This is a genomic window from Polynucleobacter sp., assembly GCF_044342855.1.
In the GTDB taxonomy this organism is placed as follows: Bacteria; Pseudomonadota; Gammaproteobacteria; order Burkholderiales; family Burkholderiaceae; genus Polynucleobacter.
In genome coordinates, this window is record NZ_JBIIPA010000002.1 from 80,726 (window position 1) to 97,386 (window position 16,661).

A 16,661-nucleotide genomic window follows, 5' to 3' on the forward strand; every position below is an offset into this window, starting at 1 on the left:
GGTCAATTACTCTTGAGAGAACACGCCGCCCAACTTATCCATGCGCTCTAAAGCAATACCGCAACCACGAGCGACGCAAGTGAGGGGATCTTCTGCAACATGAATAGGAAGGCCAGTTTCTTCGAGCAGTAAGCGATCGAGGTCACGCAATAGCGCGCCACCACCGGTCAGCATCATGCCGCGTTCGGCGATGTCGGAGGCAAGCTCGGGAGGAATTTGTTCTAAGGCTGCCTTTACTGCAGTCACGATTTGATTCAACGGGTCAGTCAAGGCTTCGAGTACTTCATTACTTGTCACAGTGAAGCTACGTGGAATACCTTCAGAAAGATTGCGACCCTTTACTTCCATCTCGCGAACTTCTTGACCTGGGAATGCAGAGCCAATAGTTTTCTTAATTAACTCAGCAGTTTGTTCGCCGATCAACATGCCGTAGTTGCGGCGGATGTAATTAGTGATTGCTTCATCAAACTTATCACCACCAACACGAACAGAGCCTTTGTAAACCATTCCGCCCAATGACATGACGCCAACTTCAGTTGTGCCGCCGCCGATGTCAACAACCATCGAACCAGCCGCTTCAGAAACTGGCAGACCTGCACCAATTGCAGCAGCCATTGGCTCTTCAATCAAAAATACTTGTGATGCGCCTGCACCCAAAGCAGATTCACGAATTGCGCGACGCTCAACTTGGGTAGATCCGCAAGGAACGCAAATGATGATGCGTGGACTAGGCTTTAAAAGCTTGCTCTCGTGCACCATTTTGATAAATTGCTTGAGCATTTGCTCTGTAATCGTGAAATCGGCAATAACGCCGTCTTTCATAGGGCGAATAGCCTCAATATTTCCAGGAACACGACCCAACATGGCTTTTGCTTCTTTTCCAACCGCCAAAATGGTCTTTTTGCCATTTGGGCCGCCTGCAGTGCGAATTGCCACGACTGACGGTTCATCAAGCACAATACCCCGTTCACGCATGTAAATTAAGGTGTTGGCGGTACCTAGGTCGATGGCCAGGTCATTAGAAAAGTAGCTGCGGAAAAAACCAAACATGATGTAGTGGGAAAATAAGTAAGTGTTAAAAAATATATATAGGAATGATACTCTAGCGCCCCATGAAACTTGATGATGTCCAGCGCATTGCGCACCTTTCCAGCCTTGAGTTAAGTCAGGCAGAAGCCGAGGCAGTTTTGCCCCAATTACAGGCAGTTTTTGCCCTGGTTCAGGAGATGCAGGCCGTCGATACAAGCGGCCTTGCCCCTTTGGCTCACCCCATCCTCTTTTTGCGTGATTTGGCGCAACCCCTGCGTAGTGATGCAGTGACTGAAGCTGACCATCGCGCCGAAAACATGCAGTCTGCCCCTGCTGTGCAGGCTGGCTACTTCTTAGTTCCGCGGGTGATCGAATGAGTTGGCACCAAACCCCCATCGCCTTAATGGCCAAAGCCTTGGCTGCTAAAGAGGTCTCTAGCACCGAGCTGACAAAGTATTTTCTAGACCGCATTGAGGCCGGAAAGCACTGGAATGCATATCTTGATGTAAGTGCTCACTTAAGTTTAGGGCAGGCATCCAAAGCAGACAAAATTATTGCTTCCGGGAAGGCTGGAAAATTGACGGGCATCCCTGTTGCCCATAAAGATGTCTTTGTAACCCGTGGCTGGAAGTCCACTGCAGCATCCAAAATGCTCGAGGGTTACCTTAGCCCATTTGATGCCACCGTAGTCGCGAATCTTGGAATTCCGGATGAACTTAATCCCAATGGTGCGGGCATGGTTTGCCTTGGCAAGACCAATATGGATGAGTTTGCAATGGGCTCCTCCAATGAAAATTCAGCCTATGGACCCGTTCTCAATCCCTGGAATTCAGAATATGTTGCAGGTGGTTCTTCTGGAGGTTCTGCAGCGGCAGTAGCTGCAGGGTTGGCTCCGATTGCGACAGGCACAGATACTGGTGGGTCCATACGTCAGCCAGCTGCTTTTTGTGGGCTAACTGGGATCAAGCCTAGTTACGGGCGCGTTTCTCGCTACGGAATGATTGCTTATGCCTCTTCATTGGATCAGGCTGGCCCAATGGGCAAGACCGCAGAAGACTGCGCTTTGTTACTATCAGCAATGTCTTCCCATGATCCACGTGACTCCACTTCTTTGGCAGATTCTGGGGAGGACTACGGTCGTTTCCTCACTCAGCCGTGGAAAGAGGGTAGCTCCAATCCAGCAAAACCTTTAGAAGGCTTACGCATTGGCTTGCCAAAAGAATTCTTCGCGGAAGGCCTTGCGCAAGAAGTGGCTAATGCCGTCAATGCCGCAGCAAAAGCCTTGCAAGATTTGGGCGCAGAGTTGCTTGAAGTAAGTCTTCCTAAGACTAAGTTATCCATCCCAGTGTATTACGTTTTAGCTCCAGCCGAAGCCTCCAGTAATTTGAGCCGCTTTGATGGAGTGCGTTATGGACACCGAGCAAATGAATATCGTGATTTATCCGACATGTATAAAAAGTCTCGCACCGAAGGTTTTGGTGCAGAGGTAAAGCGTCGGATCTTGGTGGGTACCTATGTGCTTTGTCACGGCTATTACGATGCCTACTATTTACAAGCTCAAAAAATTCGCCGCATCATTGCATCTGACTTTCAGGCGGCATTTGAAAAGTGCGATGTGATCTTGGGCCCAGTTGCACCTGATGTTGCATGGCGCCTAGGTGAAAAATCAAAAGATCCAGTACAGATGTATTTAGAGGACATTTACACGCTCTCAACTAATTTAGCGGGACTGCCGGCGATGAGCGTTCCTTGCGGATTTAATTCAAGCAAGCTACCTATAGGTATGCAGCTCATTGGTAATTATTTTTCTGAAGCGCGCTTACTTCAAGTGGCGCACCAATATCAGCAAAATAGTGACTGGCATTTGCGTCAAGCAAGCGAGGTGGCATGATGCAATGGGAAATCGTTATTGGCCTAGAGACCCACGCGCAGCTACAAACACAATCAAAAATATTTAGTGGCGCAAGCACCCACTTTGGGTCGAGTCCAAATACACAGGCCTCCGCAGTCGATTTAGCCTTGCCGGGTGTTTTGCCGGTATTAAATCGCCAAGCGGTTGAGCATGCCATTCGTTTTGGTTTGGCTGTGGGCGCGAAGATTTCTCCAGCGAGTATTTTTGCGCGCAAGAATTATTTCTATCCCGACTTACCAAAGGGATACCAAATTAGTCAGATGGATCTCCCTGTAGTCGTTGGCGGTCATTTGGAAATACTGGTTGGCGATCAAGTCAAAGTAGTTGAGCTCACGCGCGCCCACATGGAAGAGGACGCAGGTAAGTCAGTTCATGAAGAGGGCTTCTTAGGCCCTCATGGCGAAGCATCCAGTGGCATCGACTTAAATCGTGCCGGCACACCATTACTAGAAATTGTCACTGAGCCAGTGATGCGCAGCGCTGCAGAAGCAGTTGCGTATGCAAAAGCACTGCATACATTGGTGGTGTGGTTGGGTGTTTGCGATGGCAACATGCAAGAAGGCTCTTTCCGTTGCGATGCTAACGTGTCTGTTCGGCCTGTAGGTCAAAAAGAATTTGGCACCCGTTGCGAAATCAAGAACTTAAACTCCTTCCGCTTTTTGGAAGAAGCGATTCAATATGAAGTGCGTCGTCAAATTGAATTAATTGAAGATGGCGGCAAAGTAGTGCAAGAAACACGCCTGTACGATCCTGATCGTCAAGAAACACGCAGTATGCGCAGCAAAGAAGATGCAAACGACTACCGCTATTTCCCGGATCCGGATCTATTACCAGTTGTGATTGATGACGCATGGATTGCTGATGTACGAAGCAAGATGCCAGCTTTACCGGCACAGCTTCGGGAGCAATGGCAAGGCGAATTCGGCTTGAGCGCTTACGATGCGCAACTTCTTACACAAGATCGAGATACTGCAACAGTATTTGAGGCGCTTTTAGCAATCGTTGGTAAGCCGCTGGCAAAAGCTGCGGCCAATCTGATTGCGGGTGAGTTTGCCTCATCACTGAATCGTGCTGGTATTGCTACTGCAGATGCGCCTTTAAAGGCAGAGCATTTGGCGCCACTATTGACTCGTGTTGCAGATGGCACTATCTCTAACAAGATCGCAAAAGATATCTTTGCAATTTTGTGGGAAGAGGCTATCGCCGGCAAAATCATTAGCACTGTTGATCAAGTAATTGACGCCAAAGGCTTGAAGCAGATTAGCGATAGTGGTGAGCTTGAAGCCATGATTGATCAGGTTTTGGCGGCCAACGAGAAGTCTGTTGAAGAGTTCCGCTCTGGTAAAGAAAAGGCTTTCAACGCCTTGGTGGGCCAGATCATGAAAGCTTCGCAAGGCAAGGCGAATCCAGGTCAAGTAAATGAGCTGCTCCGTAAAAAGCTAAGCTAAAAAAATGAAATCAGAAAATAAGCGAGAAAGACATAGATGAGTGCAATCGATCCTAAGCAAGCCGAACAAGAAGAATTGGTGGCGGAGTGGTTACGTGCTACACCGGGGTTTTTTGAGCGCTATGCCAGCCTCTTAAATGAAATTCGCTTGAAACATCCGCATGAAGATCGCGCGATCTCCTTGCAGGAGCGTCAGATGACTTTATTGCGCACTCAGAACCAAGAACTCAATCGTCGTCTCAGCGAGATGCTGCACTTTGGTAGTCGCAATGACAAGACACAGCAAAGTCTAGTTGCTTGGTTGTTACGTCTGATGCGTGCAAACACAAAGGCGGATGTGGAGTCTGCGGTGACTGCTGGATTGGCGGAAGTGTTTGAAGTGGAATCGGCACAACTACTATCGCCTAATGCGGCATTTGGTTCTTGGATTGATACACCGCTTTGTGGCTCAGCAAAAGAGCTGGCTGCGGCGAGTGTGGATTTGTTGGTAACCCAAGTGAGCATTGATCCTGAGTGGCAAAGCATGGTGGCTATTGGCTTGCCATTAGGTAAAAGTATTGGTGCAGTCCAATCGCCAGCAGTGCTGTTGTTAGCAAGCAAAGACGAATCTCGTTTTACTGCAGATATGGGCGCGTTCTATCTACGTCAAATTGCTGAACTCACTGCTGCAGCTTTGGATCGTATCCAGGCTTATGAGCCAAGCACCGGCTGATCTTCATCTCCTAGTGCAGGAGTACTTGCACGAGCTGCATGTATTAAGGCAGCTGTCACCGCATACGCTTAAAGCGTATCGCATGGATCTTGGCGAGCTTCAGTCATTAGCAGCAGATGATGCTGTTGAGTTGTTCAAGGTCACTAATGCTCATGTGCGCCGTTGGGCTGGTCGCTTGCACTCCAAAGGAAAGTCATCGCGCACCATTGCTAGAGCGCTATCTGCTTGGCGAGGTTGGTATGACTGGTTGACTGAGAAAGATGCCCGTCGTGATGCGCAGGCGGGAAGGGTGACCGCAAAGCTAGCGGCTAATCCTGTTGATGATGTAAAGGCCCCCAAACGTTTGAAGTCTTTGCCTAAAGCGCTTTCGGTCGAGCAGGCACTCTCTTTAGTAAATCAAGCCGTAAAAGAGGCCGAAGAAAAAAAAGATCTAGAGACTGTGCGTGACGCAGCGATCATCGATTTGCTGTATTCCTCGGGCCTTCGTTTATCAGAGCTTCTTGGTATTGATGTGATGCAAAGCAAAGATCGCCAACAGGAATCTGCTGGATGGTTGGATTGGGATGCTGCAGAAGTAACGGTTTTAGGTAAAGGTGGCAAGCGCCGCTCAGTCCCCATTGGTGGGCCAGCCATGAACACTCTCAAAGCTTGGCGGGAGTTAAGAGATCAGTCTGAGCAGGCTGATGTTTCTATTGCCTTATTTATTTCAGCTACAGGTACCAGACTATCTCCTCGGACGGTGCAGGCACGCCTACGGACTTTGGCAATGAGGGCTGGGCTGCCAACCCATGTGCACCCGCACATGATGCGTCACAGCTTCGCCAGTCATGTCCTGCAATCGTCCCAAGACTTGCGGGCAGTGCAGGAGATGCTGGGTCATGCCAGCATTGCTAGTACTCAGATTTATACCTCTTTGGATTTTCAGCACCTAGCGCAGGCGTACGATAAAGCCCATCCTCGCGCAAAGGCTGGCAAAGCCTGAGGAACTCGGTAAGATAGAAGGTTTCCCATTTGGGGAAATGTACTTATAGATTTTGAATGGATCAATAATGGCGTTAATTCCAGTAACAATTCTCACGGGCTTTTTAGGCAGCGGCAAAACGACTTTGCTCAAACATATCTTGACTGAAGATCATGGCAAAAAAATTGCCGTGATTGAAAACGAGTTCGGCGAAGATAATATCGATAACGACATCTTGGTTCAAGACAATCAAGAGAACATTGTGCAAATGAGTAATGGCTGTATTTGCTGCACGATTCGTGGTGATCTAGTTGAGGCACTCAATTCATTGTGGGAGCAGCGCAAAGATAAAAAGATTAGCTTTGATCGCGTAGTGATCGAGACTACTGGTGTGGCTAATCCAGGGCCAGTAGCGCAAACATTCTTTATGGATGATGATGTTGCGGATCATTACGTGTTGGATGCGGTGGTCACACTTGTGGATGCCAAGCACGGCCCACAACAGCTGACTGAGCATGAAGAAGCGCAACGCCAAGTAGGCTTTGCTGATCAAATCTTCATCACCAAGACCGATTTGGTAGCGCCTGCCGAAGTGGATGCCTTGCGCAACCGATTAATGCACATGAATCCCCGCGCCCCAATTCAGGGTATTTCTAAAGGAGTGGTTCCTTTGGATGCCGTTTTGGATCTCAAGGGCTTTAACTTGAATTCGAAGCTCGATATTGACCCTCACTTCTTGGGGCAAGATGATCATGACCACGCTACTTGTAGCCACGATCACCATGATCACAGCACTTGTGGGCATGACCATAGTCACGATCACCATGGCCATGCGGGCCATACAGACCGCATCAAATCCTTCGTTTTTCGTAGTGATAAACCCTTTGACCATAAAAAATTGGAGGACTTCCTGGGGGGCATTTTGGAGGTCTTCGGAGAGAAGATGCTGCGCTACAAAGGCGTCCTCTATGTGAAGGGAACTAACCGAAAAGTCGTGCTCCAGGGCGTCCATCAGATGATGGGGAGCGATATGGCTGGTTTATGGGGTACCGAACCGAAGCAAACGCGGATGGTCTTTATTGGCATCGATTTACCTAAAAACACCCTGCTGGCTGGGCTTGAAGGCTGTTTGGCCTAGGAAATATCAAGTACAATCCGCCGCCACGGTCAATATTGGTAAATATTGGCAAAAGGGCGGTAAAAGTTTGGCAGAATGAAGTAATAATGGTTTAGATCCATGGAAAGAATGAAATGACGGCAAAAACACCAACGAAATCTACGGCTACAGCAAAAGCGCCTAGTAAGGCTGCAAGTGCAAAGGCTGTTAAAGGTGATCCTTTAGCAGAGGTTGAATTGCTCAAGATGTCCGAAAAGGACTATATGAATGCAGCTCAACTTGATTTTTTCTGTCAAAAGCTTCTGACTTTAAAAGACGATATTTTGAAAAATGCTTCTGAGACTACAGAGCATTTGCGTGAAAACATTTTGGTTCCTGATCCCGCGGATCGTGCAACGATTGAAGAGGAGCACGCTCTTGAGTTGCGCACACGTGATCGTGAGCGCAAGCTATTGAAAAAAGTAGAGCAGGCTTTGGCTCGTATTGAGTCTGGTGATTACGGTTGGTGCGAAGAAACTGGTGAGCCGATTGGTTTAAACCGTTTAATTGCACGCCCAACAGCCAATCTTTCTCTTGAGGCACAAGAGCGTCGTGAGCTTCGTCAAAAGTTGTTTGGCGATTAATTTCCAGATCAAATAAAAAAGTAGCAATGACAAAGCAATCCCCATCTATTAGCGAAATCTCTCCTTTACTGAAGGCAGAGATTTTGGCTGAAGCCTTGCCTTACATTCGTGCTTATCACGGTAAGACTATCGTGATTAAGTACGGCGGGAATGCGATGGTTGAAGAGCGCCTCAAAGAAAGTTTTGCGCGCGATGTCATCTTACTGAAGCTGGTTGGTATGAACCCCGTAGTCGTTCACGGTGGTGGGCCGCAAATTGATGAGGCTCTCAAAAAGATTGGCAAGACCGGCACCTTTATTCAAGGTATGCGCGTAACTGACGAAGAAACCATGGAGGTAGTGGAGTGGGTTCTCGGCGGCGAAGTGCAACAAGACATCGTGATGTTGATTAACCACTTTGGTGGTCAGGCTGTTGGCTTGACTGGTAAGGATGGCGGCTTGATTCGTGCGAAGAAAATGTTGGTTGCTGATGAGAAGAAGGTTGGCGGAACGATTGATTTAGGTTTTGTAGGTGAGATCGAAGCAATTAACCCGGCGGTGGTTAAAGCATTGCAAGACGACGCTTTTATTCCGGTGATTTCCCCTATTGGATTTAGCGAAGAAGGCCAGGCGTACAACATCAACGCTGACTTGGTTGCTGGCAAGATGGCAGAAATTTTGCATGCAGAGAAATTGGTCATGATGACGAATATTCCTGGCGTGATGGATAAAAACGGTACGCTCTTAACAGACCTCACTGCGCGTGAAATTGATGGCCTATTTGCTGATGGCACGATTTCTGGCGGAATGTTGCCAAAGATTTCCTCTGCATTGGATGCGGCAAAGAGTGGTGTGAATTCAGTTCACATTATTGATGGACGAATCGAGCACTCTTTATTGTTAGAGATTCTGACAGAGCAAGCGTTTGGAACAATGATTCGCTCTCGCTAAGAGTTGAACAAGAGATATATACATGCGTGATTCCTTAGGCCCTACTGCATCAGAGATCGAAGAGACAGCTGCCGAAGAGGGTAAGACACGTAAGCGTTCGCGCCCTGGCGAGCGACGCCTCCAGATCTTGCAAGTATTGGCTGAGATGTTACAAAACCCTAAGGGTGAGCGTGTAACTACTGCAGCGTTAGCTGCAAAAATTCAAGTTTCAGAAGCAGCCCTCTATCGACATTTCGCTAGTAAGGCGCAGATGTTTGAAGGCTTGATTGCTTTTATCGAGCAAACAGTTTTTGGTCTGATTAATCAGATTAATCAGAAGGAAGGGTCTGGGCTTGCTCAAGCTCGCGGTATTTTGCAGATGCTTTTATTTTTCGCAGAAAAAAATCCCGGCATGACTCGCGTCCTTTTGGGCGATGCTTTATTGCAAGAGGATGACCGTTTGCAAGAGCGGATTACCCAGGTGCTTGATCGCGTAGAAGCCTCTTTAAAGCAGGCATTGCGCATTGCGCAAACTCAGGGCGGCGCATGGGCAAACGTGTCTCAAGATGAAGTAAGCATTCGCGCGGCGATGTTAATGAGTTATGTCTTGGGCCGCTGGCATCGTTTTGCTCGCAGTGGCTTTAAGAAGCTTCCAACTGAAGCGTCTGATATTAGTCTTCGCATTCTTCTGTCCGAATGAGCGAGCTACACCTCTTTAGAAACACCATCCACTTTGCCGAGCCCTTGCCTTTGCAAAGTGGCGCCATCTTATCGGGCTACGATTTAGTTATTGAAACTTACGGCAAACTCAATGCTGATAAAAGTAATGCCGTACTGGTTTGTCATGCTTTGAATGCATCACACCATGTAGCCGGTCCCAACCCAGATGATGCAAGCGATATTGGCTGGTGGGACAACATGATTGGTCCGGGCAAGCCGGTTGATACTGATCACTTCTTTGTTATTGGCGTCAACAACTTAGGTTCTTGTTTTGGCTCTACTGGTCCAATGAGTATCAATCCAGCCACCAGTAAGCCTTATGGCGCAGACTTCCCGGTGATTACGGTAGAGGATTGGGTCAACACTCAGGCACGCTTGGCTGATAAGCTGGGCATTCGTCGTTTTGCTGCGGTAATGGGAGGAAGCTTGGGCGGTATGCAGGCATTGGCTTGGTCAATTCAGTTTCCAAAACGCCTTGCACATTGCTTGGTCATTGCATCTACACCAAAGCTGAGTGCGCAGAACATCGCCTTTAATGAAGTAGCGCGTAATGCCATTTTGTCCGACCCAGATTTTTATGGCGGCAATTACTACGAGCATGGCGTGGTGCCAAAGCGTGGTTTAAAGCTGGCTCGCATGGTTGGGCATATCACCTATTTATCTGATGATGACATGGCAGAAAAATTTGGGCGCGAGCTGCAAAGGCCTAACGGTGAATCTCAAGACTATCGTTTTAGCTTTGATGTCGAATTTGAAGTTGAAAGTTATTTGCGCCATCAGGGCGATAAGTTCTCCACTTACTTTGATGCCAACACCTATTTGCTGATTACCAGGGCGTTAGATTATTTTGATCCCTCTCGTCGTTACGAAGGAAGTCTCAATCGCACCTTAGCCGAAGTGCAAGCCAAGTTTTTAGTTGTGAGCTTCTCTACAGATTGGCGTTTTCCACCAAATCGCAGTCGCGAGATTGTGGAATCTTTGCTCAGCAATAAGAGTGAAGTGAGTTATGCAGAGATTGATGCACCACACGGGCATGATGCTTTCTTGTTGAATGATCCTCGTTATCACAATCTGATTCGTGCTTATTTCGAACAAATGCTAGAGGCTAAATCATGAAGCGCGCAGACTTTGCTGCAATAGCGAACTGGATTGCGTCTAATAGTGAAGTGCTTGATCTCGGTTGTGGGGATGGTAGCTTCTTAGAGTATTTGCAAAAGAAAAAGCCTGTTCATGCTTACGGAGTTGAAATTGATGATGCGCGCGTACTTTCTTGCGCTCAAAAGGGTTTGAACGTCATTCAGCAAAATCTTGAAGGGGGCTTAGCGCTCTTTGAGAACAATAGCTTTGATACGGTAGTGCTCTCCCAGACGCTGCAAACGATTCACGAAACTGAAAAGATCTTGCGTGAAGTGGTTCGGGTTGGGAAGGAGTCCATTGTTTCTTTCCCAAACTTTGGCCATTGGTCTCATCGTCTAGCAGTTGGCTTTGGTCGCATGCCTGTCTCTAAGAGCTTGCCATATCAGTGGTACAACACACCTAACGTGCGCGTGCTCACAGTAGCTGATTTTGAAAAGCTAGCCTCAAGCTTAGGATTGCAAATTTTGGATCAATGCATCTTGCATGAGGGTCGCCAGGTTACTTTGATGCCTAATCTTTTTGGAAGCCTAGCGCTGTTCCGCGTTCGACGTGCTTAGTACGATTGAGTCCTGGCTGAAAGATTTTCGGGTTTATCTCGAATGGCCTTGTCTCCGAATGCTCTTCTTGGGCTTCTCCGCAGGTCTACCCCTGCTACTGATTTTAGGAACTTTGAGCTTTTGGCTAAGAGAGGCTGGCATTGATCGCAGCACTATTGGGTATCTCACTTGGGTTGGCTTGATCTACGCATTTAAGTGGATGTGGGCACCTTTAGTCGATCGTCTATCCATTCCCCTGTTATCCACTTTATTTGGCAGAAGGCGTAGCTGGCTTCTCTTTGCACAGTTGTTGATTGTTCTGGGTTTGGTGGGTATGGCTAGCATTGACCCCAAGGTTCAGCTCACGCCGATTGTGTGGTGCGCACTCCTGGTTGCCTTTGGTTCTGCAACTCAAGACATTGCATTAGATGCTTTTCGGATTGAGTCTGCAGATAGCGATCATCAGGCAGCATTAGCCGCTACATATCAAACAGGATATCGACTCGCTTTAATTTGGGCTGGCGCCGGTGTTCTTTGGTTAGCCGCCCGTGCTGAGTCAGGTACTGCCGGCTATGATCCTGCTGCCTGGCAATTTGCCTATTTTTGTATGGCGCTTTCGATTAGTGTGGGCGTGATCACTACCTTGTTAAGTAGAGAGCCTGTTCGCATTGAGCTTGCAAAAGCCCGTAATGCAAAAGCATGGCTCCATCAAACTTTGATTGAGCCATTTGCAGACTTTATTAAACGCTATGGTTGGCACGCTATTTTGATTTTGTCCTTAATTGCCATCTACCGTATTAGTGATGTGGTGATGGGCATCATGGCCAATCCGTTTTATGTGGATATGGGTTACACCAAAGATGAGGTGGCAGCAGTTAGTAAAGTCTTTGGCGTTGTGATGACATTAGTCGGCGCTTTCCTTGGCGGAGTGCTCACATTGCGCTTCGGAGTGATGCGCATTTTATTTTTAGGTGCGATTTTATCGGCTGTCAGCAATCTGTTATTTGCTTGGCTTGCCACCCAGGGTCATGACTTACATGGCTTGATCTGGGTAATCTCTGCAGATAACCTGAGCTCCGGAATTGCTTCAGCCGCTTTCATTGCGTTCCTGTCGGCGCTGACAAACATTCAGTACTCTGCAACCCAGTACGCATTGTTTAGCTCGATGATGCTCTTATTACCAAAGTGGTTAGCTGGATTCTCGGGCGTCTTTGTAAATAACTTTGGCTATTCAAACTTTTTTATTAGCACCGCAATTATTGGTGCGCCAGTATTAATTTTGGTTTGGCTCACTATTCATTTCAAAGTGGTTGAATTTAAAAAGCACGATTCTCAGGTCGCTAAATAGACCAGTCGTAATCCACTGTGAGTGGAGCGTGATCTGAGAAGCGCTCATCTTTATACACAGCAGTATTTTTTGCGCTTGCCGCAATCCCTGGGGTGGTGATGTGATAGTCGATGCGCCAGCCCACGTTCTTTGCATAAGCTTGACCACGATTACTCCACCAGGTGTAGCAGGCCTCAGTCGCCTCCGGCTCTAATTTTCTGTAGACGTCTACGTAGCCGACTTTGCCAAATAGGTTTGTCAGCCAAGCACGCTCTTCAGGTAAAAAGCCCGAGTTCTTGAGATTACCTTTCCAGTTCTTAAGATCAATCTCATTGTGGGCGATATTCGCGTCCCCACACAGCACAATCTCGCGCCCTGAATTTTTGAGTTCTACTAGGTGCGGCAAGAAAGAATCGAGATAGCGATATTTAGCCTCCTGTCTTTCTGGCGAGCTTGAGCCTGAGGGCATATATACCGAGATTACTGACAACTTCTTGAATCGAGCTTCTACATAGCGTCCCTCAGCATCGAATTCTTCGTTACCATGGCCATAGAGCACCTCATCAGGCTTGTGGGGGGTGTAGATGCCACAACCGCTGTAACCCTTTTTCTCGGCATGATGAAAGAAGCCGTGCAGGCCATCTGGATTGAGGATGACATCTTCCAAATCGTCCTGTTGAGCCTTGAGCTCTTGCATGCAGACAAAGTCGGCCTTTTGTTTTACAACCCAAGGCATAAAGCCTTTTTTAACCGCTGAACGGATGCCGTTGAGGTTGGCAGAAATGATGCGTAACATATAGGCCTATGAGCTCAAAAAATTCTAATCAAGATAACTTTATTCAATTTGCCCTAGAGGCAAATGTTTTGTCGTTTGGGGAGTTTAAAACTAAAGCTGGACGTCTTTCCCCTTATTTCTTCAATGCGGGTGGATTTAATGATGGCGCACGCTTAAGCGCCTTGGGTCGTTATTACGCCAAAGCCCTGCAAGAGTCTGGCCTCTATTACGACATGCTCTATGGCCCCGCATATAAGGGCATTACCTTGGCCACCACCACCGCAATTGCTTTGGCCGATGCTGGCCGTAATGTGCCTTATGCCTATAACCGCAAAGAAGCCAAAGACCACGGTGAGGGCGGATCATTGGTGGGCGCCCCAGTAAAAGGTAAAGTGGTGATCATTGATGATGTGATTTCTGCTGGGACCTCGGTGCGAGAGTCTGTAAAACTCATCCGGGATGCAGGTGCCGAACCGGCAGCAGTATTAATTGCCCTGGATCGTATGGAGAAATCAGGTACTGCAACAGAGATTGGCGACAAGTCTGCAGTGCAGGCTGTTGAACAAGAGTTTGGATTGCCGGTAGTGGCAATTGCGAACTTAGCTGATGTAATGTCTTTCTTGACCGCTTCAAGCAATCCGGAGTTAACAACGTACTTGCCAGCTGTAAAAGCTTATCGCGAGAAATACGGCATTTAATCTAAAGAGCAGCTCCGCCCTTTAGATTGTTGTTTCACCTTCGAACACGGTAATCGCCGGCCCGGTCATGGTGACGGACTGAGCAACTTCATTGATCATACCGCCCCAAGCAATTTGCAAATCGCCGCCACGAGTGTGCACTTTGACAGGGGAGTCAAGTAAGCCACGACGAATGCCGGAGATCACAGCTGCACATGCGCCAGTGCCGCAAGCAAGCGTCTCACCGGCACCACGTTCGAATACGCGCAACTTGATTTCATTGCGGCTGAGGATTTGCATGTAACCAGCATTTACTCTTTTTGGAAATGCCACATCCTTTTCAATTGATGGGCCTTCTTCGAGTACGGGTGCGCTATCAACATCGCCTACTACCTGCACTGCATGGGGATTGCCCATCGACACCACGCCAATCCAGCTGTCGTGTGTAGCGGGCTTCGCAATAGGCAGGGCGTAGAGCACTTCGTGGAACTCTTGCTTACTTGCTAAGCCGCTTGCATTGAAAGGGATTTGGCTATGCTCAAAAATCGGTGCGCCCATATCTACTTCCACCTGACCATCATCATGAGATCTCAAGGTGAGAACGGTATGCGCCACTTCTACGCGTAAGGGATTCTTTGTAGAAAGGCCTTGGTCGAGCACAAAGCGAACGAAGCAACGTGAGCCGTTGCCGCATTGCTCAACTTCACCGCCATCCGCATTAAAGATGCGATAACGAAAATCTGCATCAGGACGCGTAGCTTTCTCAACGAGCAGAATTTGATCGGCACCAATACCAAATTGGCGATGAGCTAGTTTTTGCCACTGCTCACGAGTGATAGCGCTGAGATCTTGATCAATGCCATTGAGCACAATGAAATCATTACCAGCACCATGCATTTTGGTGAAGCACAATGTGCGTGCAGGCTTGTTTAAATTCGTGCTCAAAAGAATTCCAATTATTTGTAAAGACTCGGTTCACCGGTTGGCCGATGTTTAAAGCGTTTGTGTACCCAATAGTACTCCGCCGGCCTTTCTCTAACAAGGTCTTCGATGTATTTGTTCAAGCGTGCGGTATCGGCTTCCACATCATCCGTTGGAAAGTTGGGAAGTGGTGCGCTAATGTTGCAGGTATAAGCTTTGCGATTCGGATTCAAGGTGGTAGTCATGAGACAAACTTCTGCACCACTGAGTCTGGCTAAGCGTGAGACAGAAGTGATCGTATTGGTTTGGATTCCAAAGAATGGAACAAAAACAGAGTCGCGTGGACCGAGATCAATATCAGGCGCAATAAAAATAAGGTTACCCGTTTGAATTTCCCGAATCAAATCACGCAAGCGACTTTGCCTCTCAATCGATTTGCCCCCAAAACGATTTCTCCATTCAATCATCTTTTGATTAAAGAATGGGTTCTTCATGTTTTGATATAGGCCAGCACCACGCGGCCAATCATGCTGACTAGCCAAAACAGAAAGTGCCATGAAGCCACCCTCGAGTCCTACAAAGTGAGGATTGATTAAGAGTCGTGGCTTGCGATCGCCCAGCGTAATCGCGGAGTTAATCGTGACGATGTCAGTGATCTGCTTTCCGCTACCGAGCCAAATCCGACTTCTTTCAATTACACTGCGTCCAAATAATTTCCAGTGCTCTAGCGCAAGTACATCAATTTCATCTTCACTCAGATTGGGAAAGCACAGGAGCAAGTTGGTTTTAACAACCTTTGTACGTTCATTAGGTATGTGCGCTGCTAACCAGCCGAGACCATAGCCAATGTAAATGGTGAAGGTATAGGGTAGAAATGCAAATAGACGCAATAAGCTCAGCGCTAGAAAATTAAAAACGTTTTGTAACCAGGCCATGTTGAATAAATTATAAATTTATTAACTAATTGCTTGGCGGTAATTCTGCTCCGCTGGGATGTTTGTAGCGGTTATAGGCCCAGATGAATTGATTGGGCGCAACTAGGATTGCATTCTCAATTGCAACATTGAGCTCGGTGGCCGCAAGGATGGAGTCTTCAGAAAGCGGCTCTAGTCTCTTGGCTTGCATGAGCCAGCCTTTGCCAAGGCCTTTGCGTTTGGCGGTAAACATCACAACCGGCGTGTTGTTGCGATTGGCTAAGCGAGCGGGAAGTGGGGTTGTATAGGCGGGGCGCCCGAAAAAGGGCACCCAAACACCTTCACCGCCGCTCGGGACTTGATCTGGAAGAATGCCAATAGCTTCCCCACGTGTCAGTGCACGCGTCATTTGACGAACGCCATGCAGATTGGTGGGCACGAAATGCATATTGGGGTAGGCGCGACCCTCTTCCACCACTTCATTGAGCCATTCTTGGCGTGATGGGCGATAGAGGATGGTGGCTGGGAAGTGTAGAGCCAAGACTCGAGGAATGATTTCAAAGCCACCGAGGTGTGGAGTAAGCATGACTAAGCCATGACCTTCGTTAATGGCTGTCTCGACGATATCCCAGTCTTGCACCTCGACTAGCTTGAGGGCTTTGGCTGGATTACGCCAAATCCATAGACTGTCTGAGAAGAGCTGTCCTGAGGCAGCCGCCGCTCGCCAGATTTGCAGGGGCAAACGATGGCTTTTAACAACCGCCTCATATTGAGGGCGGAAAAGTGATCGATATTGCTTGGAGCCGACATAGGCCAGCACCCCTAAAGTAGCCCCAATCACCTGAACTAGGAATAAGGGCAATACCGCTATTGCGGCGAGGATTAGCTTGAGAAGGAGTTTGCGCACCCTCTAATGATATTCAATGCGGGCGATAGGGCCAGATT

At 48.0% G+C, this 16,661-nt stretch carries 18 protein-coding genes; 13 read left to right on the forward strand and 5 right to left on the reverse strand.

The genetic code is table 11. The features are described from left to right. Nucleotides 1-6 precede the first annotated feature (6 nt). Nucleotides 7-1,050, reverse strand: a complete 1,044-nt coding sequence (locus ACIQZ3_RS01340) for a rod shape-determining protein (protein WP_397389779.1) — start codon at nucleotides 1,048-1,050, stop codon at nucleotides 7-9. A 62-nt stretch (nucleotides 1,051-1,112) separates the two neighbouring features. Here ACIQZ3_RS01340 and gatC point away from each other — a divergent pair, with 62 nt between their 5' ends. The 12 genes from gatC (at nucleotide 1,113) to ACIQZ3_RS01400 (ending at nucleotide 12,450) form a co-directional block, all read left to right on the forward strand. Next, on the forward strand, nucleotides 1,113-1,406 hold the full coding sequence (gene gatC, locus ACIQZ3_RS01345) for an Asp-tRNA(Asn)/Glu-tRNA(Gln) amidotransferase subunit GatC (RefSeq protein WP_397389780.1): 294 nt from the start codon (nucleotides 1,113-1,115) through the stop codon (nucleotides 1,404-1,406). Next, nucleotides 1,403-2,920 carry an Asp-tRNA(Asn)/Glu-tRNA(Gln) amidotransferase subunit GatA gene (gatA, locus tag ACIQZ3_RS01350; protein WP_397389781.1) on the forward strand — a complete coding sequence of 506 codons (1,518 nt, stop codon included), beginning with the start codon at nucleotides 1,403-1,405 and terminating at the stop codon, nucleotides 2,918-2,920. Before gatC ends, gatA begins: the two co-directional genes overlap by 4 nt. Next, a complete protein-coding gene (gene gatB / locus ACIQZ3_RS01355; protein ID WP_397389845.1) occupies nucleotides 2,920-4,389 on the forward strand; it encodes an Asp-tRNA(Asn)/Glu-tRNA(Gln) amidotransferase subunit GatB in 1,470 nt (489 codons plus the stop codon). The genes gatA and gatB overlap by 1 nt, the downstream gene beginning before the upstream one ends. Before the next feature lie 36 nt (nucleotides 4,390-4,425). Next, nucleotides 4,426-5,100 (forward strand): DUF484 family protein, encoded by a 675-nt coding sequence (locus tag ACIQZ3_RS01360; RefSeq protein ID WP_397389782.1) that lies wholly within the window; start codon nucleotides 4,426-4,428, stop codon nucleotides 5,098-5,100. Then, the gene (locus ACIQZ3_RS01365) at nucleotides 5,081-6,082 is read left to right on the forward strand and encodes a tyrosine recombinase XerC (RefSeq protein ID WP_397389783.1); all 1,002 of its coding nucleotides are present in this window, start codon (nucleotides 5,081-5,083) and stop codon (nucleotides 6,080-6,082) included. The genes ACIQZ3_RS01360 and ACIQZ3_RS01365 overlap by 20 nt, the downstream gene beginning before the upstream one ends. Nucleotides 6,083-6,146: 64 nt before the next feature. Then, complete coding sequence (locus ACIQZ3_RS01370) at nucleotides 6,147-7,199, forward strand: CobW family GTP-binding protein (protein WP_397389846.1); 1,053 nt, start codon at nucleotides 6,147-6,149, stop codon at nucleotides 7,197-7,199. Nucleotides 7,200-7,423: 224 nt separating this feature from the next. Continuing rightward, entirely contained in the window at nucleotides 7,424-7,801 is a 378-nt protein-coding gene (gene dksA / locus ACIQZ3_RS01375; RefSeq protein WP_397389847.1) for an RNA polymerase-binding protein DksA, read from the forward strand. 26 nt (nucleotides 7,802-7,827) lie between these two features. Further along, a complete protein-coding gene (gene argB / locus ACIQZ3_RS01380) occupies nucleotides 7,828-8,730 on the forward strand; it encodes an acetylglutamate kinase (RefSeq protein WP_397389784.1) in 903 nt (300 codons plus the stop codon). Nucleotides 8,731-8,752: 22 nt separating this feature from the next. Then, nucleotides 8,753-9,409, forward strand: coding sequence for a nucleoid occlusion factor SlmA (gene slmA, locus ACIQZ3_RS01385; RefSeq protein WP_397389785.1), 657 nt, complete (start codon nucleotides 8,753-8,755; stop codon nucleotides 9,407-9,409). Further along, the gene (locus ACIQZ3_RS01390; protein ID WP_397389786.1) at nucleotides 9,406-10,545 is read left to right on the forward strand and encodes a homoserine O-acetyltransferase; all 1,140 of its coding nucleotides are present in this window, start codon (nucleotides 9,406-9,408) and stop codon (nucleotides 10,543-10,545) included. The genes slmA and ACIQZ3_RS01390 overlap by 4 nt, the downstream gene beginning before the upstream one ends. Then, nucleotides 10,542-11,123, forward strand: a complete 582-nt coding sequence (gene metW, locus ACIQZ3_RS01395) for a methionine biosynthesis protein MetW (RefSeq protein WP_397389787.1) — start codon at nucleotides 10,542-10,544, stop codon at nucleotides 11,121-11,123. Before ACIQZ3_RS01390 ends, metW begins: the two co-directional genes overlap by 4 nt. After that, nucleotides 11,116-12,450, forward strand: a complete 1,335-nt coding sequence (locus ACIQZ3_RS01400) for an AmpG family muropeptide MFS transporter (protein WP_397389788.1) — start codon at nucleotides 11,116-11,118, stop codon at nucleotides 12,448-12,450. Before metW ends, ACIQZ3_RS01400 begins: the two co-directional genes overlap by 8 nt. Here ACIQZ3_RS01400 and ACIQZ3_RS01405 read toward each other — a convergent pair. Beyond that, entirely contained in the window at nucleotides 12,443-13,225 is a 783-nt protein-coding gene (locus ACIQZ3_RS01405) for an exodeoxyribonuclease III (RefSeq protein ID WP_397389789.1), read from the reverse strand. The genes ACIQZ3_RS01400 and ACIQZ3_RS01405 overlap by 8 nt on opposite strands. 8 nt (nucleotides 13,226-13,233) lie before the next feature. On the opposite strand from ACIQZ3_RS01405, the gene pyrE reads away from it, so the two are divergent. Further along, complete coding sequence (pyrE, locus tag ACIQZ3_RS01410; protein ID WP_397389790.1) at nucleotides 13,234-13,902, forward strand: orotate phosphoribosyltransferase; 669 nt, start codon at nucleotides 13,234-13,236, stop codon at nucleotides 13,900-13,902. Between the two features lie 21 nt (nucleotides 13,903-13,923). Here pyrE and dapF read toward each other — a convergent pair whose 3' ends face one another. The 3 genes from dapF to ACIQZ3_RS01425 are packed head-to-tail and all read right to left on the reverse strand — an operon-like array spanning nucleotide 13,924 to nucleotide 16,623. Next, entirely contained in the window at nucleotides 13,924-14,778 is an 855-nt protein-coding gene (gene dapF, locus ACIQZ3_RS01415; RefSeq protein WP_397389848.1) for a diaminopimelate epimerase, read from the reverse strand. Between the two features lie 59 nt (nucleotides 14,779-14,837). After that, nucleotides 14,838-15,737: a lipid A biosynthesis acyltransferase gene (locus ACIQZ3_RS01420; protein ID WP_397389791.1), complete on the reverse strand. Its 900-nt coding sequence runs from the start codon at nucleotides 15,735-15,737 to the stop codon at nucleotides 14,838-14,840. Nucleotides 15,738-15,762: 25 nt separating this feature from the next. Beyond that, a complete protein-coding gene (locus ACIQZ3_RS01425) occupies nucleotides 15,763-16,623 on the reverse strand; it encodes a lysophospholipid acyltransferase family protein (protein WP_397389792.1) in 861 nt (286 codons plus the stop codon). Nucleotides 16,624-16,661 lie beyond the last annotated feature (38 nt).